15 protein-coding genes are annotated in these 20,130 nt (G+C 71.4%); 9 read left to right on the plus strand and 6 right to left on the minus strand.

Annotated features, from left to right (window positions below):
- Positions 1-378 precede the first annotated feature (378 nt).
- From ACIBX3_RS37830 to ACIBX3_RS37840, 3 genes are all read left to right on the plus strand, one after another.
- The gene (locus tag ACIBX3_RS37830; RefSeq protein ID WP_397125335.1) at positions 379-573 is read left to right on the plus strand and encodes a hypothetical protein; all 195 of its coding nucleotides are present in this window, start codon (positions 379-381) and stop codon (positions 571-573) included.
- 48 nt (positions 574-621) lie between these two features.
- Positions 622-1,632: a non-homologous end-joining DNA ligase gene (gene ligD / locus ACIBX3_RS37835; RefSeq protein WP_397125336.1), complete on the plus strand. Its 1,011-nt coding sequence runs from the start codon at positions 622-624 to the stop codon at positions 1,630-1,632.
- Between the two features lie 104 nt (positions 1,633-1,736).
- On the plus strand, positions 1,737-3,173 hold the full coding sequence (locus ACIBX3_RS37840) for a trypsin-like serine peptidase (RefSeq protein WP_397125337.1): 1,437 nt from the start codon (positions 1,737-1,739) through the stop codon (positions 3,171-3,173).
- Here ACIBX3_RS37840 and ACIBX3_RS37845 read toward each other — a convergent pair.
- A complete protein-coding gene (locus ACIBX3_RS37845) occupies positions 3,157-4,290 on the minus strand; it encodes an MFS transporter (protein WP_397125338.1) in 1,134 nt (377 codons plus the stop codon). The two genes, ACIBX3_RS37840 and ACIBX3_RS37845, sit on opposite strands and share 17 nt — an antisense overlap.
- A 54-nt stretch (positions 4,291-4,344) precedes the next feature.
- On the opposite strand from ACIBX3_RS37845, the gene ACIBX3_RS37850 reads away from it, so the two are divergent.
- Together ACIBX3_RS37850 and ybaK are read left to right on the plus strand one after the other, a co-directional pair.
- The gene (locus ACIBX3_RS37850; RefSeq protein ID WP_397125339.1) at positions 4,345-5,088 is read left to right on the plus strand and encodes an AraC family transcriptional regulator; all 744 of its coding nucleotides are present in this window, start codon (positions 4,345-4,347) and stop codon (positions 5,086-5,088) included.
- A gap of 65 nt (positions 5,089-5,153) precedes the next feature.
- On the plus strand, positions 5,154-5,606 hold the full coding sequence (ybaK, locus tag ACIBX3_RS37855; RefSeq protein WP_397125380.1) for a Cys-tRNA(Pro) deacylase: 453 nt from the start codon (positions 5,154-5,156) through the stop codon (positions 5,604-5,606).
- Here ybaK and ACIBX3_RS37860 read toward each other — a convergent pair.
- Together ACIBX3_RS37860 and murA are read right to left on the minus strand one after the other, a co-directional pair.
- Positions 5,603-7,828, minus strand: a complete 2,226-nt coding sequence (locus tag ACIBX3_RS37860) for a transglycosylase domain-containing protein (protein WP_397125340.1) — start codon at positions 7,826-7,828, stop codon at positions 5,603-5,605. The genes ybaK and ACIBX3_RS37860 overlap by 4 nt on opposite strands.
- Positions 7,829-7,880: 52 nt before the next feature.
- Positions 7,881-9,191 (minus strand): UDP-N-acetylglucosamine 1-carboxyvinyltransferase, encoded by a 1,311-nt coding sequence (gene murA, locus ACIBX3_RS37865; RefSeq protein ID WP_397125341.1) that lies wholly within the window; start codon positions 9,189-9,191, stop codon positions 7,881-7,883.
- Between the two features lie 62 nt (positions 9,192-9,253).
- Between murA and ACIBX3_RS37870 the strand changes: the two genes are divergently transcribed.
- On the plus strand, positions 9,254-9,766 hold the full coding sequence (locus tag ACIBX3_RS37870; RefSeq protein ID WP_397125342.1) for a hypothetical protein: 513 nt from the start codon (positions 9,254-9,256) through the stop codon (positions 9,764-9,766).
- Here the strand turns inward: ACIBX3_RS37870 and ACIBX3_RS37875 are convergent.
- Positions 9,763-11,133 carry an amidase gene (locus ACIBX3_RS37875; protein ID WP_397125343.1) on the minus strand — a complete coding sequence of 457 codons (1,371 nt, stop codon included), beginning with the start codon at positions 11,131-11,133 and terminating at the stop codon, positions 9,763-9,765. The genes ACIBX3_RS37870 and ACIBX3_RS37875 overlap by 4 nt on opposite strands.
- 77 nt (positions 11,134-11,210) lie before the next feature.
- The gene (dnaE, locus tag ACIBX3_RS37880) at positions 11,211-14,738 is read right to left on the minus strand and encodes a DNA polymerase III subunit alpha (protein ID WP_397125344.1); all 3,528 of its coding nucleotides are present in this window, start codon (positions 14,736-14,738) and stop codon (positions 11,211-11,213) included.
- A gap of 182 nt (positions 14,739-14,920) precedes the next feature.
- Here dnaE and ACIBX3_RS37885 point away from each other — a divergent pair, with 182 nt between their 5' ends.
- Both ACIBX3_RS37885 and ACIBX3_RS37890 read left to right on the plus strand, forming a co-directional pair.
- Positions 14,921-16,282, plus strand: coding sequence for an amino acid permease (locus tag ACIBX3_RS37885; protein ID WP_397125345.1), 1,362 nt, complete (start codon positions 14,921-14,923; stop codon positions 16,280-16,282).
- Positions 16,283-16,379: 97 nt separating this feature from the next.
- Positions 16,380-17,402 carry an SGNH/GDSL hydrolase family protein gene (locus ACIBX3_RS37890; RefSeq protein WP_397125346.1) on the plus strand — a complete coding sequence of 341 codons (1,023 nt, stop codon included), beginning with the start codon at positions 16,380-16,382 and terminating at the stop codon, positions 17,400-17,402.
- Here ACIBX3_RS37890 and ACIBX3_RS37895 read toward each other — a convergent pair.
- Positions 17,338-18,015, minus strand: a complete 678-nt coding sequence (locus ACIBX3_RS37895) for a hypothetical protein (RefSeq protein WP_397125347.1) — start codon at positions 18,013-18,015, stop codon at positions 17,338-17,340. The genes ACIBX3_RS37890 and ACIBX3_RS37895 overlap by 65 nt on opposite strands.
- A 285-nt stretch (positions 18,016-18,300) precedes the next feature.
- On the opposite strand from ACIBX3_RS37895, the gene ACIBX3_RS37900 reads away from it, so the two are divergent.
- On the plus strand, positions 18,301-20,130 hold the full coding sequence (locus ACIBX3_RS37900) for a protein kinase (protein WP_397125348.1): 1,830 nt from the start codon (positions 18,301-18,303) through the stop codon (positions 20,128-20,130).

Consider the following 20,130-nt stretch of genomic DNA (forward strand, 5'->3'; position numbering starts at 1 on the left):
GCGGCATTCGCCTCTGCCGCCCCCGCGGCCGTCGTCACCCCGGACCGGGCCTGCCGGGGCGAGCGCCGTGGCCGCCACGGGGGCGCGGCCACGGCCGGTGAACGCTCTGGGGTGCCCCTCTGCCCATCTGAACGCGCGCTCTAACATCGAACGGCAAAATACTGTATGCCATCAAAAGTTACTCTAAGTTATTTTTGCAGGCAAGGAACGCGTCGAAGGCGCGTGGGTCACTTCAGCCTCTCCCGCGGCCGTCCCGCGCACGAGCAAGGAACGCGGCCCGGCGGGGCGCGCCCGGATCGGGTCACACCTTCACGCAAAGCCGTGCGAGAAGTTTTAAGCTACTCGTCCTTTATGTCCGACTACGTACACTGGTCTCCCATGGGACAGTGGCGAGGCCCGGACGGCATCCTGGTCGAGGCGATCATTCTGGACGATCGCCCGCTGCTGCGCGTCTCCTGCCGCGTCAACGGCCGCACCTACCTCCGCGGCTACTGCGCCACCGTCGCCGAGCTCGGCGAACACGGGGTCGACCTGGCCGCGCTCGTGGAGGACACGCAGCTTGACCATCTGTAGACCCCGATCCGCCACTGTCGATCAAGCGGACGGGGTACGGCATGCACCATGGTGCGGCTGCCGGCGTACGCGCCGATGCTCGCCCAGCTCGGCACCCTGGCCTCCGTGCAGGGCCCTGACTGGGCCGTGGAGATGAAGTGGGACGGCGTGCGCGCCCTCGCCTACCTCGAGGAAGGCGCCGTCCGCCTGATGTCGCGCAACGGCAAGAACATCACCCCCGCCTACCCCGAGCTGCAGCTCATGGCAGGCGCCACCGGAGGCCGCCCCGCCGTCGTCGACGGCGAGATCGTGGCGTTCGACGAGGCCGGGCGGCCCAGCTTCGAGACGCTGCAACCCCGCATGCACCAGCGCGACCCGGCCGCCGCGGCCGGACTGGCCAGGGCGGTGCCGGTGACGTTCATGGCGTTCGACATCCTGCACCTCGACGAGGCCAGCTCGGTCTCCCTCCCCTACACCGGACGCCGCGAGCTGCTGGAGAGCACGTTCACGCCCGGCTACCGGTGGGAGGTGCCCGTCTGGTTCGCCGATGACGCCCGGCGCGCCCTCGACTCCTCGCGGCAGCTCGGGCTCGAAGGAGTCGTGTGCAAGCGGATGAGCTCGCCGTACCGGCCGGGCAAGCGCACGAGCGAGTGGACCAAGGTCAAGAACGTCAGCGCCGTCGAGGTCGTCATCGGCGGCTGGCGTCCGGGCGGCGGGCGGCGCTCAGGGATGATCGGGTCGCTGCTGCTCGGCGCGTACGACCGGCGCGGGCGGCTGCTGTACGTCGGGCACGTCGGCACCGGGTTCACCCAGGCCATGCTGCGCGACCTGCAGGACCGGCTGGCGCCGCTGGCGCGGCCCGACCCGCCCTTCGCCGAGCCGGTGCCGCGCGAGCACGCCCGCGACGCGCACTGGGTCGAGCCGCGCGTGGTCGGTGAGGTGCAGTACGCCGAGGTCACCGGCGACGGCATGCTGCGCCACCCGTCCTGGCGCGGGCTGCGCCCCGATCGCGCGCCGACGGACGCCGGCACCACCGAGATCCTCCAGCGGCGCCACGGCGGCGACGCGGCGGCCGGCTGACCCCGCCACGGCCTGCCGACACGAACCATCTAACTACACTTCGTCTCCTTTCTGTGACTTAAAGTGATCAGACGTCATCGATCTGATCCGTTCAGGGGGACACTGTGCCGAGAGCTCTGCTCACGACGCTCACCGCGGTGGCCGGCGTCGCCTTCGCGCTGCCCGCGGCGGCCGACCGGCCACCGCCCGCCGCTCCCGCCGGCGACCGGTCGCAGGGCGCCGAGTCCTCCCCCGTGATGCGCCCCGGCCGCGCCGTGCGCTACTGGACGCCGGTCAAGCAGGCCAAGGCCAAGGCCGCCGACCTTCCGGAGACCTTTCCGATCCAGACCTCGGCCCAGCGGCGCAGCGTGCCCGCGGGCAAGCGGCTGACCCCCGGCGGGGACGCCAACGGGTACGCCCGCGTGCCCCGCCCGTACACGAGCGACGCCTCCAGCAGGATCACCGGCCGGCTGTTCTTCGTCAACGCCGAAGGGCGCGGCGACGCCTGCAGCGCCTCCGTGGTCCGCTCCGCCGCGGGGCTGCTCATCGTCACCGCCGCCCACTGCGTCTACAGCGTCCCCCAGGGCGCCCCGCACGGCCGCTGGCACACCAACTTCGCGTTCGTGCCCGCCTACGACGGGCGGGCCGCCTCCGAGCGGCAGCGGGAGCCGTACGGGCGGTGGGGCGGGCGGCGCGCCTGGAAACCGCTGGGCTACACCGGCCTGAGCGGGGGCGACTGGAACTCGACCTATGACATCGCGCTCATCGAAGTGGGCAGGAGGAACCGCACCCTTCAGGACGCCGTCGGCGCCTTCACCCCGATGCGCAACCAGGGCGGCGGGCACACCGTCGTCACCACGGGCTATCCGGGACTGCCGGGCCGGGAGCCGTACGACGGCCGGGACCAGCTCTGGTGCCTGGCCAGGACTCAGCCGGGACGCGTGATCGCCGCCGCGGCGAAACCCATGCCGGCCGCCCGCTCCGCGGTCACGCCGTCGAAGCTGGAGACGTACAACTGCCACCTCTCCAAGGGGCACAGCGGCGGGCCGTGGGTGCTCCAGGGCACCCACGACCTGATCGGCGTGCTGTCGGCGGGCACGGAGGACGGACAGGCCGACGGCTACTCCGTCGCCAACGCGCTCAACGTCGAAAGCTACGGCTCGATCGTCAAGAAGGCCGACCCGCACGGCGTCTACGACTCGTTGTCCGTCAAGGCCGACGGCCCGGCCAGGCCCGTCAGGCGCGGCGACGCCACCACCGTCACCGCCACCGTCGCCATGCGGGGGCTGATGGCGGCCGCCGACGTGCCGTTCACCCTCACCCTGCCGCACGGCGCCGGGCTGGGCGAGGTCAGCGGAGCCGCGTGCCAGCAGACCTCGCGGGAGGCCACGTGCGTGATCGGCGCGGTCCGGCCGGGACGGCCGGTCCGGATCTCGGCCCGCGTGAACGTCGGCCCCGATGCCGGGCGGTCGCTGCCGGTCACCGCGCACGTCGCCTCCACCGGTCTCGACCCGTCCCAGCGCGACAACACAGCCGTCGTGCGGATCACCACCCGGCGCTAGTGCCTTCCCGGCCGGGCTCCTCGATCGTGCGGGACAGCAGCCAGGCCAGGACCGCGAACACGATCAGACAGGCCAGCGCCGTCCTGAGCGTGGCGGCCTCCGCGATCGCGCCCACCACCGGGCTGGCCAGCCCGCCCACGCTCACCGCCAGCCCCAGCGTCACCCCGCCCGCCGTGCCCACCCGGCGCGGCAGGAAGTCCTGCCCCAGCGTGACGTGCAGGGAGAACGGCGCGTACAGGGCGATCGAGGAGGCGGCGATGAAGACGTACGCGAAGGACCCGGGCGCCAGGACCACGCCCGCGACCGCCGGGATCGCCGCCGCGTACGCCAGGCGCATCGTCCGCACCCGCCCCCAGCGCACCGCCAACCGGCCGCCCAGCACCGTTCCCGCCGCCCCGCCCGCGAACAACACGAACAACGCCACCGCGCCCGCCGCCCCGCCACCCATGTACAGGGCCACGAAGGCGCTCAAGCCGACGTACACGACCGACCGGAAGACGATCACCAGCGTCAGCCTGGTGAACGAGGGCCAGTCGTCCCGGCCCGTCACCGGCGCCGCCGCCCTGACCCCCTGACCGCTCCCGGCCGCCGCACGGACGGCGGGAAGCGTCACGAGCGCCCCCAGCACGGCCGGCACCACCAGCAGCGGCGAAGCGCCCAGCCCCCACACCGCCAGCAGCGGCGTCACCAGCACGGGCGCCGAGGCGAAGCCCAGCGTCCCGCCGAGCGAGAACCAGCTCATCCGGACATGGCTGCCCTCGCTGGCGATCCGCGCCAGCCGCGCCGACTCCGGGTGGTAGGCGGCCACGCCCAGCCCGGACAGCGCCACGGCCAGCCAGGTCAGCACGTACGAGTCCGTCACGCCGCCGGCCGCCACCCCCGCCCCGGCCACCACCATGCTCACCGGGATCAGCCACGGCATCCGCCACCTGTCGGTCAGCATGCCGAACACCGGCTGCACGATCGACGACAGCAGCGTCGCGGCCAGCACGACGCCCGAGACGGCCACGTAGCCGTACCCGCGCTCGGCCACCAGGAACGGCACGAGCGCGGGCACGGCCCCCTGATAGAGATCGACGGCGGCATGGCCGGCGGCGAGCATGGGGATCCTGTTCACCCCCCGATCATTTCCCGGCCGGCACTTGGCCCGCTTCCGATAAAATGCCAACCCATGCCGGAAATCCGCCACATGCCCGAGGCGCCCACCGGGCGGCGGCCGCTCGCGCCGGGCGCAGGCATCGACGCGCACCGGCACGACACCCACCAGATCGTGTACGCCTGCCGCGGCGTCCTGTCCGTCACCACGAGCGCCGGCACGTGGGTCGCCCCGGCCAACCGGGCCATCTGGGTGCCCGCGGGCACCGTCCACGAGCACCGCGCCCACGGCGACACCGACCTGCGCCTGGTCGGCCTCACCGGCAACCCCCTCGCCCTCGACCGGCCCGCGGTCCTCGCCGTCGGGCCGCTGCTGCGGGAGCTGATCATCGCCTACACCGGCGACCCCCGCGCCCCTGCCGGCCACGGGGAGCGCGGGCGCCTGCTCGCGGTGCTGCTCGACCAGCTCAAACGCGCCCCCGAGCAGCCGTTCCACCTGCCCGCCCCCGGCGATCCCCGGCTGGCGGCCGTCTGCGCGATCCTGCACCGCGACCCCGCGGACGGCAGGACCCTGGCACGGCTGGCCGGCGAGGCCGGCACCAGCGAGCGCACGCTCGCCCGGCTCTGCCGCCGCGAGCTCGGCATGAGCTTCCCGCAGTGGCGCACGCAGCTGCGGCTGCACCACGCGCTGCTGCTGCTGGCCGACGGCGCCCCGGTGACGGCCGTGGCGCACCGGTGCGGGTGGGCGTCGGCGAGCGCGTTCATCGACGTGTTCCGGCGGGCGTTCGGATACACCCCCGGCCGCGCCTTTACAATGTAGATTCGCTACAATCGTCATCCGTGAGCAAATCGAAAGGCAAAGGGGGCGGCGGCACCCCGGCCACCATGGCCCTGACCAAGGCCAAGGCCGAGTTCACGCTCCACCCCTACGAGCACGACGCCTCCGCCCAGGCCTACGGCGAGGAGGCCGCGGACGCGCTCGGGGTCCCGTACGAGCGGATCTTCAAGACGCTGGTGGCGGAGGTCGAGAGCGGGCTCGCGGTGGCCGTCGTGCCGGTGGCGGGCAAACTGGATCTCAAGGCGCTGGCCGGCGCGCTCGACAGCAAGCGGGCCGCGATGGCCGACGCGGCGAAGGTCGAGCGGGTGACCGGCTACGTCGTGGGCGGCATCAGCCCACTGGGCCAGCGCAAGCAGCTCCCGACCGTGGTCGACTCCTCGGCGCTCGACTTCGAGACGATCTACTTCTCGGCCGGCAAGCGCGGCCTGCAGATCGAGACCGCGCCCGACAACCTCATCACGCTCACCAGGGCCGTCACCGCCCCCATCGGCAAGGCCTAGCGCCGCCTCCCGCGCGGCCGCGGCCACTCCAGCGACGGCGCCGCCGGGCTGCGGCCGAGCAGCCACCTGTAGAGCTTGCGGTGCCGCCTGGCGAAGGCCCGGTCGCCGCGCCGCTTCTCGCGCCGCTCCTCCTCGGCCATGGCCTCCTTCAGGCCGGGCGTGTGGCCGCCGCCGAAGCGGGACATGTCCGGACCTGGGAACCCCTTGGGCTCGACGTCCCCCAGCGCGGACCGCATCGACTCCACCCAGATCGGCCCGGGCAGCGACGCGCCCTGCACCGACCCGTAGTACTGGTCCCCGATCTGGACGCCCTGCAGCGGGAAGCGGTACGAGCCGCGGATGTCGCCCACGCTGACCGCGGCCGCCAGGTGCGGCGTGTACCCGGCGAACCAGGCCGAGGTGTAACCGTTGTTGGTGCCCGTCTTGCCCGCGGCCGGCCGGCCGATTCCCTGCCCGCGCATGGTTCCCTTGTCGAACACCCCGGTGAGCACGTGGTTGACCGCGTCGGCGACCGGCCGCTCGATGGCCTGCTCGCAGGCCGGCGGCACGTGGGCGCGCCGCCCGTCCCTGCCGATGATCTCCACGATGGCCAGCGGCCGGCAGTAGACGCCCCGGGCCGCGAACGCCGCGAACGACGCCGCCACCGTCACCGGATCCATCTCGTTGACGCCCAGCGTGAACGTCGGCACCTCGCGCAGCGGCCCCCCGTCCGCCCGTACGGCGCCGAGCGCCCTGGCGGTCCGCACCACGTTGCAGAGCCCGACCTTGCGCTCCAGCATCATGTAGAAGATGTTCACCGACTTCCAGGTGCCGGTCTCGATGCTGTGCGGGCCGCCCGAGCCCTCGCCGCTGGCGTTGAGTATGCGGGTGCCCGGAGCGTTCACCGGCCGGCCCGCGCAGTTGCGGTAGCCCTGGCCGGGCACCAGCGCCCCGGGCGTCTTGAAGCCGTCGCCGAACCTCCACCCCTGCCGCAGCGCCGTGGCCAGGGTGAACACCTTGAACGTCGATCCGGCCTGGAAGCCCTGCCCGCCCCCGTGGGCCACGTCGGCGGCCAGGTTGAAGGTGGTCCTGGGACCGTTCTTCCTGTCGCCGGCGTTGCGTCCGAACCGCTTGCTCGCCGCCATCGCCCTGATCCGCCCGGTCCCCGGCTCGATCATGGCCTCGGCGGCCACCTCGGTGTCCTCGGGGTGCACGTGGCGGCGGATGGCCCGCTCGGCGGCGTGCTGCGCGATCGGGTCGAGGCTGGTCCTGATCACCAGGCCGCCCCTGGCCATCCTGGCCCGCCGCACGGCCGGCGAGTTGCCGAACACCGGGTTCGACAGGAGCTCGCGCTGGACGTACAGGCAGTAGAACGGGTAGGAGCTCTGCTCGCACCCGCCGGGCGCGGATCTGAGCCGCAGGGCGAGGGGCGCGCGCTTGGCGTTCTCCGCCTCCTGCCGGCTGATCAGGCCGAGCCCTGCCATGCGTTCCAGCACGAGGTCCCGTCGTTCCTTCAGCCGCCTGCGACGCGACTCGCCGAGCGAGGGGTCGGTCGAGTACGGCATCCGCACCGCGCCCGCCAGCGTGGCCGCCTGCGTCAGGGTCAGCCGGGCCGCCGAGGTGGAGAAGAAGCGCCGGGCCGCCGCCTCCACGCCGTACGCGCCGCCGCCGAAGTAGGCGATGTTCAGGTAGCGCTCCAGGATCTCGTCCTTGCGGTACTTGCGTTCGAGCGCCAGCGCGTACCGCAGCTCGGTGATCTTGCGGGCCAGGTTGGGAGCGCGGGCGCGGTCGCGTTCGGCGTCGGTGTGGGCGCTCTCCACCAGGATGTTCTTGACGAGCTGCTGCGTCAGCGACGAGCCGCCCTGCCGGATCCCGCCCGCCTGGGTGTTGGTGAGCAGCGCCCGGAACGTGCCCCTGACGTCGAGGCCGCCGTGCTCGTAGAAGCGGGCGTCCTCGACGGCCACGATCGCCCTGCGCATCACCGGCGCCACCGCGCCGAGCGGGACGGCGGTCCGGTTGGACTCGTAGAACTGGGCGAACTGCCGGCCGTCCTTGTCCAGCAGCCTGGTCACCTGCGCGAGCGGCTCCTCGCGCGGGGCGGGCGGCAGGTCGACGAAGGTGTTCGCGACGCTCTTGGCCGCGAGGCCGCCCCCGCTCACCAAGGGCGCGGCCAGCGCCGCCGCCAGCACCCCGCCGAGCGCCCCCGCCAGCCCGAGCCCGCCGACGGATCTGAGTAGGGTCACTCAGACGATCTGCAACCGGCCGATCACCGGCAAACTCCCGCTTCCTACCTCTTTACTGATGCCTGCGGAGATTCAGACCCAACGACGCGAACTGCTCGAACGGCCGGTGGTAGCCGCGCTCGATGTGGTGCACCCCGCGCAGCGTGGACGGCCCGTCGGCCACCGCCGCCGCCAGCACGGCCGAGAACCCGGCCCTGATGTCGGGCAGCGTCACGTCGGCGCCCTTGAGCCTGGACACGCCGCGCACGACCGCCGAGTGCCGGGCGTTGGTGTCGTGGTAGCGGCACGCCGGGCCGCCGAGGCACTGGTCGAACACCTCGATCTCGCAGCCCATCTTCTGCAGCGCGGGCACGTACACCAGGCGGTTCTCGAAGACCGTCTCGTGCAGGACGGACATGCCCTGGCTCTGCGTGAACAGCACCATGAGCGGCGTCTGCCAGTCCGTCATGAACCCGGGGTGGGTGTCGGTCTGCACGGCCGCCGAGCGCAGGCCCTCCGGGGGCGCGGTGGCGCACAGGTATTCGTCGTTGATGTCGAACTGGGCGCCCATCCTGGCCAGCGTGGTGATCGCGGTCACCAGGCGGTCCTGCGGGCAGCCGTGCACGCGCACCTCTCCACCGGTGACCAGCCCCGCCGCCAGGTACGAGAACGCCTCGATGCGGTCGCCGTTGAGGTAGGTGGAGGCGCCGCGCAGCCGTTCGACGCCCTCGATGACGATCCTGCGGTCGGGCGACAACTCGATCCTGGCACCCATCCGCTGCAGGAACAGCGCCAGCTCCACAACCTCGGGCTCCATCGCGGCGTTCTTCAGCACGGTCTTGCCCTCGGCCAGCACCGCCGACATCAGGATCGTCTCGGTGGCGCCCACGCTGGGGTACGGCAGCTCGATCCGGGTGCCGTTGAGGCGTTTGGCCTTGGCGTAGATGCCGGTGTCGCCCACCTCCACCTCGGCGCCCATCGAGCGCAGGGCCTCCACGTGGAAGTTCACCGGCCGCCGCCCGATGGGGTCGCCGCCGACCAGGGGGACGAACGCCTCCCCCGCCAGGTGCAGCAGCGGGCCCAGCATGAGGATCGGAATGCGGTTGAGCCCGGTGAACGCCGCCGGCACCCGCGGCTCGATCTCCGGCCCCCGTTCGATCGTGATCTCCGAGCCGGAGATCCGCACGTGGATGCCGAGCGCCTCCAGCATGGCCGCCGTGATGCCGACCTCGCCCACCTCGGGCGCGTTGTGGATGTTGCTCTCGCCGCTGCCGAGCATGGCGGCGACCATGTGCTTGGACACGCCGTTCTTGGAACCGCGCACCTGGACGTCCCCCCGGAGCGGGCCGGAGGGTTCGATCAGCCAGACCTCTTCTGCAATCACGAAGCGAGCCTAGCCGGGGATACCATCGAGCTGATTCGGATGGAGATATGAGGGGGAGTGGCGTGACGAGGGAAGTGCGCGCTTTTGCGGTAACTGTCCTCGCACTCGCCACTCTGGGAATCACCGCCGGGCTGCTCTGGTCGGGGGTGTCGCCGCGGGCTCCGTATCAGGTCACGGAGCAGGGGACGGTGCTGGCCGACCCGTCGACGCAGGCGCTGATCGCGGCCGACGGCTGGTTCGCGGTGATCACGGGCGGGCTGGGGCTGCTCTGCGGCGGGGTCGCGTGGTTCGCCGGGCGGCGGTGGATGCTTCCGGTGCTGCTCGGGTTGTGCGCGGGCGGGATCCTGGGCGCGCTGCTGACGTTCTGGGTGGGCTCGACGTTCACGATCGGGGCGGTCACGGTCGAGGCCGCGGCGGCGCCCGGGGTGAAGATCGTCCCCGGGTCGCTGGAGCTCACCGCCACCGGCGTGCTGGTGTCCTGGCCGCTGCTCGCGGTGGGACTGTTCGGGCTGCTCGAAGGCATGCACGGCTACCGCGAGTCGCCGCTGCGGCATCCGTACGGGGAACCGCTCTAGAGGGGCGGACGGCGCCGGCCGTGCCCCGTGGCCTGCTCGAACGCGCGGGCCACGCGCAGAACCCTGGCGTCCTCGAACGGCCGGCCCACGATCTGCACCCCGACCGGCAGCCCGTCCGGCGTGAACCCGGCCGGCACGGACGCGGCGGGAGAGTGCAGAACGCTGATCCAGTACGCCGAGCGCATCCACGCCAGGTAGTCGGGGAGCTCCTGGCCGTTGATCTCCTTGACGTGAGGGTGCTCGACCGGGAACGGCGGCACCTGGCTGACCACCGTGATCAGCACGTCGTAGGTGTCGAAGAAGGCGGCCATCCGCTGGTAGAGGCGGCTGCGCGCCTGCTCGGCCCGGGCCAGGTCGGCCCCGGTGACCTCGCGGCCCCGCTCGACGTTCCAGGCGGTGTTGGGTCCGAGGCCGTCCAGGTCGCTGAAGGACAGCGCGTAGTTCCACGCCCGGTAGGTCCGGAACGCGTCCTCCGCGTCCGACAGGTCCAGGTCCACCTGGTCGACGCGCGCTCCCAGACGCTCGAACACGGCGGGCGCGGCGGCGGTGACCGCGGCCGTCCGCGGGTCCACCGGCAGCCCGCCCAGGTCCGGGCTCCAGGCCACCCGCATCCCCGCCACGCCCTCCTCCGGCTCGGGGGTGAAGACCTCCCTGATCGAGTATGGAGATCGGCGGTCGAACCCGGCGATGGCCCCGAACATCAGGGTGACGTCCTCGACCGTCCGCGCCATCGGCCCCAGGACGGACAGCGTGTACCAGGCGTTGGCGTCGGACACGACCGGGACCCTGCCGGGTGTGGGGCGCAGGCCCACGACGTTGCAGAACGAGGCCGGGTTGCGCAGCGAGCCGCCCATGTCGGAGCCGTCGGCGAGCGGCACCATGCCGGTGGCCAGCGCCGCGGCCGCTCCCCCGCTGCTGCCGCCCGCCGACTTGGACAGGTCGTAGGGGTTCCTGGTGGCGCCGAACACCTCGTTGACGGTGTGGGAGCCGGTGCCGAACTCGGGCGTGTTGGTCTTGCCCACGGTGATCGCGCCCGCGGCCCGGAGCCGCCGCACGATCAGGTCGTCCTGGCCGGGGACGTTGCCGGCGAAGAGCGGCGAGCCGTAGGTGGTGCGGATGCCGGCGGTGTCGACGAGGTCCTTGTGCGCGACGGGCAGGCCGTGCAGCGGCCCGGCCGGCTCCCGCGCGTCCGCGGCCTTGGCCGCCTCCAGTGCCTGCTCGGCGACCAGGGTGACGATGGCGTTGACGCGCGGGTTGACCTCCTCGACGCGGTCGAGGCAGGCCTGGACGACCTCCACGGAGCTCACCTGCCCGGTCCTGATCAGGTGTGCCAGCTCGGTCGCGCTGAGGTAGTGCAGTTCGCTCACCCTTGCGATCCTGCCCCATGCCCGGCGGGCGGGCGATGGCGAGGGTTGCCCACCGCCGGCCCGCCGCCTCGTCGAGATCAGGCGCCCAGGCAGGCCGGGCCGAGGAGCTGCTTGAGGTCGCCCATCAGCGCCGGGGACGGCGTGACCCGCAGCCGGTCGTCCACCCGCATCACGGTCGTCTTCGCGCCGTTGTGGACCTGCAGGTGGACCTCCGACGTGCCCGGGTGGGTGGTGAGGATCTCCTTCAGCCGGCCCACCACCGGGGGCGTGCAGCGGGTCAGCGGCAGGCTGACCAGCAGCGGCCCGCCCGCCTCCTGGGTCAGGTCCGGCGCCGTCACCTCCATCGCGATGATCTTGGCGACGTCCTCGCGTTTGTCGATCCGCCCCTTGACGAACACGATCGCGTCCTCGGCCAGGATCGTCGCGCACAGCTGGTAGGACGACGGGAAGATCATCACCTCGATCGAGCCTTCGAGGTCCTCCAGCTGGGTCAGCACCCAGGTGTCGCCCTTCTTGGTGACCTTGCGCTGCACCCCGCTCAGGATGCCGCCCACGGTCACGATGTGCCCGTCGGGCCGGCTGTCGTCCTGCACGGCCGCGATCGTGCAGTCCGCCCCGGCCGACAGGATGTGCTCGACGCCGAACAGCGGATGGTCGGACACGTAGAGACCCAGCATCTCCCGCTCGAACTGCAGCAGGGTGGTCTTGTCCCACTCCCCCGGCGGGATCTGCACGTCGAACGTCTGGTCCTCGCCGCCGTCGATCGCGCCGAACAGCGAGTCCTGGCCGATGGCCTCGTTCTTCTTGATGTCGATGATCGCGTCGACGGCCTGCTCGTGCACCATGACCAGGCCCTTGCGCACGTGCCCGAGCGAGTCGAAGGCACCGGCCTTGATCAGCGACTCGATGACGCGCTTGTTGCAGACGATGGCCGGCACCTTGCGCAGGAAGTCCTTGAAGTCGGCGAAGCGGCCCTTCTCCTTGCGGGCGGCGATGATGCCGTCCACGACGTTGCCGCCGACGTTGCGGACGGCCGACAGGCCGAAGCGGATGTCGGTGCCGCGCGGGGTGAAGTCGAAGTCGGAGTCGTTGACGTCCGGCGGGAACACCTTGATGCCCATGCGGCGGCACTCGTTGAGGTAGAGGGCCGACTTGTCCTTGTCGTCCTTGACCGACGACAGCAGCGCGGCCATGTAGGCGGCCGGGTAGTTGGCCTTGAGGTAGGCCGTCCAGTAGGACACCAGGCCGTAGCCGGCGGTGTGGGCCTTGTTGAAGGCGTAGTCGGAGAACGGCAGCAGGATGTCCCACAGCGCCTTGATGGCCGCGGCCGAGAAGCCGTTGTCCTGCATGCCCTTCTCGAAGAACTCGAACTGCTTGTCCAGCTCGGACTTCTTCTTCTTGCCCATCGCGCGCCGCAGCAGGTCGGCGCCGCCGAGCGAGTAGCCGGCGACCTTCTGCGCGATGGCCATGACCTGCTCCTGATAGACGATCAGGCCGTGGGTCGTGTCGAGGATCTCCCTCAGCGGCTCTTCGAGCTCGGGGTGGATCGGGGTGATCTCCTGCTGGCCGTTCTTGCGCAGCGCGTAGTTGGTGTGCGAGTTGGCGCCCATCGGGCCGGGGCGGTAGAGCGCGAGGGCGGCGGAGATGTCCTCGAAGTTGTCAGGACGCATGAGCCGCAGCAGCGAGCGCATGCCGCCGCCGTCGAGCTGGAAGATGCCGAGCGTGTCGCCCCTGGCCAGCAGCTCGTAGGCCTTGCGGTTGTCCAGCGGCAGCTTCAGCAGGTCGATCTGCTCGCCGCTGGTGGACTCGATCATCTTCAGGCAGTCGTCGATGATCGTGAGGTTGCGCAGGCCCAGGAAGTCCATCTTCAGCAGGCCGAGCGTCTCGCAGGTCGGGTAGTCGAACTGCGTGATGATCGCGCCGTCGGAGTCGCGGCGCATGACCGGGATGTGGTCGGTCAGCACCTCCGCCGACATGATCACGCCGGCGGCGTGCACGCCGGTCTGCCTGATCAGGCCCTCCAGGCCCTTGCCGAGGTCCATCGTCGCCTTGACGTCGACGTCTTCCTCGTAGAGCCTGCGCAGCTCGCCGGCCTCGGCGTAACGCGGGTGGTCCTTGTCGAAGATGCCGGACAGGGGGATGTCCTTGCCCATGACGGCGGGCGGGAAGGCCTTGGAGACCTTGTCGCCCAGCGCGTACGGGTAGCCCAGGACGCGGCCGGCGTCCTTGATGGCGGCCTTGGCCTTGATGGTGCCGAACGTGGCGATCATGGCGACCTTGTCGGCGCCCCACTTCTCGGTCACGTAGCGGATCACGTCGCCGCGCCTGCGCTCGTCGAAGTCGATGTCGACGTCGGGCATGGACACGCGCTCGGGGTTGAGGAAGCGCTCGAAGATCAGGCCGTGCGGGATCGGGTCGAGGTCGGTGATGCCCAGCGCGTACGCCACCAGCGAGCCGGCCGCCGAGCCACGGCCGGGGCCGACGCGGATGCCGTTGTTCTTGGCCCACATGATGAAGTCGGCGACCACGAGGAAGTAGCTCGGGAAGCCCATCTGGATGATGACGCTGAGCTCCTTCTCCGCCCAGGCGCGGTGCTCCTCGTCCACGCCCTCGGGGAAGCGGCGCTCGAGGCCCTTCCAGGTCTCCTGCCGGAAGAACTGCTCCTCCGTCATCCCGTCGGGGACGGGGAAGGTCGGCATCAGGTTCTTGTACTCGAAGAAGCCGGCGGGATCGACCTTCTCGGCCACCAGCAGCGTGTTGCGGCAACCCTCGGCCCACAGGTCGGAGGAGTCGACCGCGCGCATCTCGTCGGCGTTCTTGATGTAGTAGCCGCTGCCGTCGAAGCGGAACCGGTCGGGGTCCGACAGCTGCTTGCCGGTCTGGATGCACAGCAGGGCGTCGTGGGAGGCGGCGTCGGCCTCGTAGGTGTAGTGCGAGTCGTTGGTGACCAGCGGCGGGATGTTCAGCTCTTTGCTGATCCTGGTCAGCCCGTCGCGGACGCGGCGCTCGATGTCGAGGCCGTGGTCCATGATCTCCAGGTAGAAGTTGTCCTTGCCGAAGATCTCCTGGAATTTCGCCGCGGCCTTGACCGCCTCGTCGTACTGGCCCAGCCGCAGCCGCGTCTGCACCTCGCCCGACGGGCAGCCGGTCGTGGCCATCAGGCCGTCGGAGTGCTCGGCCAGGATCTCGGCGTCCATCCGCGCCCACTTGCGCACGAACCCCTCGGTGTAGGCGCGCGAGCTGAGCTTCATCAGGTTGTGCAGGCCGGTCTTGTTGCGCGCCCAGATCGTCATGTGGGTGTAGTAGCCACCCGCCGAGACGTCGTCCTTCTTCTGGTGCGGCTCGCCCCACAGCACCGGCTTCTTGTTGTGGCGCAGCTCGGGCGCGACATAGGCCTCGATGCCGATGATCGGCTTGATGCCTGCGCCGGTCGCCTGCTTGTAGAAGTCGTAGGCGCCGTGCATGTTGCCGTGGTCGGTGATCGCGATCGCGGGCATGCCCAGGTCGCCGACCTGTTTGAACATCTGCTTCAACCGGGCGGCTCCGTCGAGCATGGAGTACTCCGTATGCACATGCAGATGCACGAACGAGTCGCTGGACGACATGGAGCGGCGCCTCCCGGTCTGAAGGTGTGATGGTGCGCTCAAACTCTAGTGGCCCGGACCGACATTCCGGGGCCGCACGCCACGATCATCCGGGAGGCCGCCGGGCACGGCGTGCCGGGAACCTTCGCCCTCACCTGCACCGATATCGTCGATGTCACGGAAAGTAATGAAGGAGACACTCCGTGCGCACGCAGACCGACGAAGGATACACGCACGCGCTGGGCAACCGGCAGGTCCAGATGATCGCGATCGGCGGGGCGATCGGGGTGGGCCTGTTCCTGGGCGCCGGGGGCCGGCTGGCCGCCGCGGGGCCCGCGCTGGTGCTCTCGTACGCCGCCGCCGGGCTGGCCGCGTTCTTCGTCATGCGGGCGCTCGGCGAGCTCGTGCTGTACCGCCCGGTTTCGGGGTCGTTCGTCGAGTACGCGGGCGAGTTCATCGGCCCGTGGGCGGCGTTCGCCAGCGGCTGGATGTACTGGGTCAACTGGGCGTTCACCGGCATCGCCGAGCTGACCGCGATCGCCGCGTACGTCCACTACTGGGCGCCCGCGTTCCCTCAGTGGACCACCGCGCTGATCGCGCTGGGGTTCGTGCTGGCGGTCAACCTGCTGTCGGTCAGGCTGTTCGGCGAGCTGGAGTTCTGGTTCGCCATGCTGAAGGTCCTGGCGATCACGGTCTTCCTGGCGGTGGGCCTGGTGCTGGTGGTCTTCTCGGTCGGCGGGGCGGGGCCCCACAACCTCGTCGCGCACGGCGGCTTCGCCCCCACCGGCCTGCCGCTGGTGCTGATGAGCCTGCAGTCGGTGGTGTTCGCGTACGCGTCGATCGAGCTGGTCGGGATCGCGGCGGGCGAGACGGCCAGTCCGCGCGAGGTCATGCCGAAGGCGATCAACGGGGTGGTCTGGCGCATCGCGATCTTCTACGTGGGCTCGGTGGCGCTGCTCGCGATGGTGCTGCCGTGGACCGCCTACCGCGCGGGTGTCTCGCCGTTCGTGACGGTCTTCTCCGGCCTCGGCGTCCCCTGGGCGGCCGACGCCATGAACCTCGTCGTGATCACGGCGGCGCTGTCGTCCTGCAACTCGGGCCTGTACGCCACGGGCCGCATCCTGCGCTCGATGGCCATGAAGCAGGAGGCGCCGAGCTTCGCCGGGGCCCTCAGCTCCCGCCACGTCCCGGTCGGCGGCATCCTGTTCACCGCGATGACCTTCCTGGCGGGGGTGGCGCTGTTCTACTTCCTGCCGGAGCGGGCGTTCAACATCGCCACGGCCGTCGCCTCGCTCGGCGTGATCACCACCTGGGGTGTGCTCGTGCACTGCCAGACCCGGCTGCGCCGGTCGGGGCACCGTTCGGAGTTCCCCATGCCCGGCTCGCCGTACACGAACTGGCTCACGCTCGGCTTCCTGGCGCTGGTGGTGCTGCTCATGCCGTTCGCCGACCGCGATCAGCGGATCGCGTTCTTCCTGCTCCCCGCGCTGGTGGCGGCCATCGCGGCGGGGTGGACGGTGGTCAGGCGGCGCCGGATCGCCGACCGCGCCGGGATCCCGGGTTAATCTCGATGGGGCAAGCAGTCGCCGTACGGGGGAGGCCGCGCTGGACACGTCGACACCGGAGACCGTCCGGCCGCCGGCGGCTCGCTCCACGTGGCTCGTGATCGTCCGGATCGCCGCCGCCGCGGCCGCCGGCGCCGCGCTCGCCCTGGTCTGCCTGCCCCTGGGCGTCCTGCCGAAGCTGACCTGCGCCGTGCTGGACGCGGCCTGCCCCGCCGGGCGGGAGCCGCGCGGGCGGTTACCCCAGGTGGCCCGGCTGACGCCGGTGCAGGTGGCGCAGAGCGGCACGTACGTCGCGCTCGGCGACTCCTACTCCTCCGGCGAGGGCGTCTACGAGCTGGACAAGCGGCCGCTCAACGACGGCGCCGACCGCTGCCACCGGTCGACCGGCTCCTACGTCCCGCTGGTCGCCCAGGCCTACCGCTTCGGCGGCGGCACCGCCTTCTACGCCTGCAGCGGCGCCACCACCGGCCAGCTCTTCTCCGGCCAGTACGGCCAGCGGCCCCAGATCACCCGCGTCGGGCCGTCCGCCAGCCTGGTGACGTTGAGCATCGGCGGCAACGACGCCGGGTTCACGAAGGTGCTGACGGCCTGCATCGCCAAGCTGCCGTGGTCGACGGCGTGCGTCGACCAGGACGCGGCCGTCGCCCGCCGCATCGCGGAGCTGCGGCCCAGCATGATCAAGGTGCTGCGCGAGCTGCGCGGGCGCGCCCCCGGCGCCCGGATCGTCGTCCTCGGCTATCCCCGGCCGTTCCCCCAGGGCCCGGTGGAGACCGTGGACAACCTCGGCGTCGAGGACCAGCGGTGGATCAACGGGGTGACGCGGCGGCTCAACGACACGGTGAGCGCCGTGGTGGCCGAGTTCGACCGGGGGATCGCGGCGTTCGGAGGGTCCGGGAGCGTCGAGTACGTCGACGCGTTCGAGGCGTTCACGGGGCACGAGGTGGGCCGGCCGCAGCCGTACCTGAACGGGTTGGCCGTGGACGTGGAGGAGCTCAAGGTCAACGCCCGCAGCTACCATCCGACGGGCGAGGGCTATCGGCGGTTCGCGGATCTGATCACCAAGCAGATCGCCGCCGGCCCCGGGCGGCCGATGAACAACTTCCGGCTCGCCAACCCCTGACCGGGTCCGGGCGCGCCCGTCCCCGTGGGGTCGCCGTTCCGTGCGGGCACCGTCCTCCAGGGAGCCGGACGGCCCAGCCCGCCGGCGTCACCGGCCGGCGCGCTCCTCCGCCAGGTGCAGGCCCGCTTCGATCACGGCATCCTCCGCCACGCGCAGCGCCGTCAGCGGGTTTGCCTCCGGGTCCGCCACCGGTCCCGCGCCGTCGATGATCAGGCCGTCGGCGCCGGCCGCCCCGGGCTCCGTCGCAGAGGATCACCCGGCCGTCGCCCTCGGCGGCGCAGTAGCCGGCCAGTGCGAGCCACTCCTCCATGGGAGCCCCGGCCCGCCGTTCGACCACCACCGGAAGCCCGAGCCCTGCCGCCGCCCGCACCAGCGGGATGTCCCCTGTCCACGAGGCGCCCACCACCACGGCGTCCGCGAGCTCGGCGACGGCCGGCAGGTCGGCCGCCGAGTACGGCTCGGCCAGCGTGGCCCGATCACGCAGCAGCTCGTAGGCGTCCGCCCGCCCGCCGTGCGCCCGCAGGCTCACCCGGCCGCCGATCACCACGGCGGGCCCGTCGCCCACGAGCAGGTCCCCGACGGCCACCGCGCGCCGTTCCAAGGTCGATGACATTCCCGACTCCCCATCCGGGCCGGCTCCTGGAACCGGCGGAAAACAAAAAGGCAGAGACCGGGCGTCTCTGCCTCGTGCCGACTCCAGGTGGTCGCTAGCCGCCGACCGGCCCTCCCGGAGCCGGCTGGGTAAATGCGTAGCGATGAGTCATAGTGGGAACCCTACCCGAACCAATTCACCAGCTGGACAGTCATTCTCAGATGGCGGACTGTCCTTCCGGCGAGTCGCCGTTGATCCCGGCCTATGGGAGTATTTCTTGGCCTAGAGGAGGGTTTGAGGCCGTTGATGTCGGATCGGAAGCAGGACGGACGTCGCATCGCCGGCCGTTACCAGCTGCAGGAACCCATCGGCCGAGGCGGGATGGGCATCGTCTGGCGGGCGCACGACGAGCTTCTGGACCGCACGGTGGCGGTCAAGGAGGTCAGATACGCGGCCGCCTTGGGCGAGGAAGTGCAGCTCCTGAACCGGCGCACCATGCGCGAGGCGAGGGCAGCGGCCAGATTCGAGCATCCGAACGTGATCGTCGTGCACGACGTGATCGAGGAGGACGGCCGTCCCTGGATCGTCATGCAGCTGGTGCAGTCGCGCTCGCTCGGTACCGTGATCAAGCAGGAAGGACCGCTGCCGCCCAAACGGGTGGCCGAGATCGGCCTGGCCGTGCTCGACGCGCTGCAGCGCGCCCACGAGTCGGGTGTGCTGCACCGCGACGTGAAGCCCGAGAACGTGCTGCTGGCCGACGACGGCCGGGTCGTGCTCACCGACTTCGGCATCGCCACGCTGGAGACCGAGACGCAGCTGACCGTGACGGGGCTGGCGGGCACGCCGGCGTTCATCGCGCCCGAGCGGCTCAAGGGGCTGCCCGCGCGGCGCGAGTCGGACCTGTGGTCGCTGGGCGCCACGATCTACACGGCGGTGGAGGGCCGTTCGCCGCACGAGCGCGGCATGGCCCTGGCGACGATGCACGCCGTGCTGACCGACGAGCCCGACCCCGCGCGGAACGCCGGCCCGCTGACCGACGTGATCAGCGGGTTGCTGCGGAAGGAGCCGGTGCAGCGGCTGACGTACGAGGAGACCGAGCGGCTGCTGCGCAGGGCCATCGCGCAGTCGAGCCCGCCGCCGACGGCGCAGTTCACGGCGGTGCATGAGATCCAGGTTCCGACGGCGCCCCAGCCCCGCAAGGCGCCGGCGAAGCCCCGCAAGCCGCCGTACCAGCCCAAGCCGCGCCAGGTGCCGGCCGAGGACGACACGCCGACCGACCCGAACCTCGCCCCCGCCCCTGTCGTGCCCGAGACCGGCGCGCGGATCACCCCGGTGACCGCGCAGCCGAAGCCGCCCGCCGAGTCCACGATGGACGCGGGCGGGACCGACCAGCGGCGGCCCGGCCCGGTCATCGCGGCGGCCGTGGCGGTCCTGCTGGTCGCGGGCATCGGCGGCTACCTCGGCCTGAGCTCGGCCCCCGACGACGGCACGCCGGAGAGGTCCCAGCAGGCCGCCGCCGGCATCACCGCGACGCCGTCCCAGGCGTCCCCGGGCGCGTCCCAGCCGCCGTCGGCCACGCCCTCGGCCACGCCGTCCGCGACGACGAGCACCACCCCGAGCCCGACCGCCCCGGCGAGCCCCAGCCCGAGCCCCACGAAGGAGGCCGACCCCCTGCCGGCGGGCTGGAAGATGTACAAGGACAAGAAACTGGGCTTCTCCGTCGGCCTGCCCAAGGGCTGGGACGTGTGGGAACGCGGCGGCACATGGGTGAGGTTCAAGGGCCCTGGAGCGGCCTCGAACGCGTACGTCATGATCGACAAGGCCAAGAAGCCCGGCACGGACCCGTACAAGGACTGGAAGAAGCAGGAGCCCGTCGCCAAGCGCGGGTTCGGCGGCTACAAGAAGCTCGACATCAAGAAGGTCGACAAGGACGAGCTCGAGGACTACATGAAGGCCGCCGCGGACTGGGACTTCACCTGGAACACCAACACCGGCAAGACACAGGTGCGCAACCGGGGCTTCACCACCACCGGCGGGGAGGCGTACGCGATCTACTGGCACACGCTCAAGAGCCACTGGAAGGACGACTACGACTTCTTCGAGGGGTTCAACGCGACGTTCAAACCCGCCAAGTAG

The sequence above is a fragment of the Nonomuraea sp. NPDC049480 genome (assembly GCF_044465905.1).
Taxonomy (GTDB): domain Bacteria; phylum Actinomycetota; class Actinomycetes; order Streptosporangiales; family Streptosporangiaceae; genus Nonomuraea.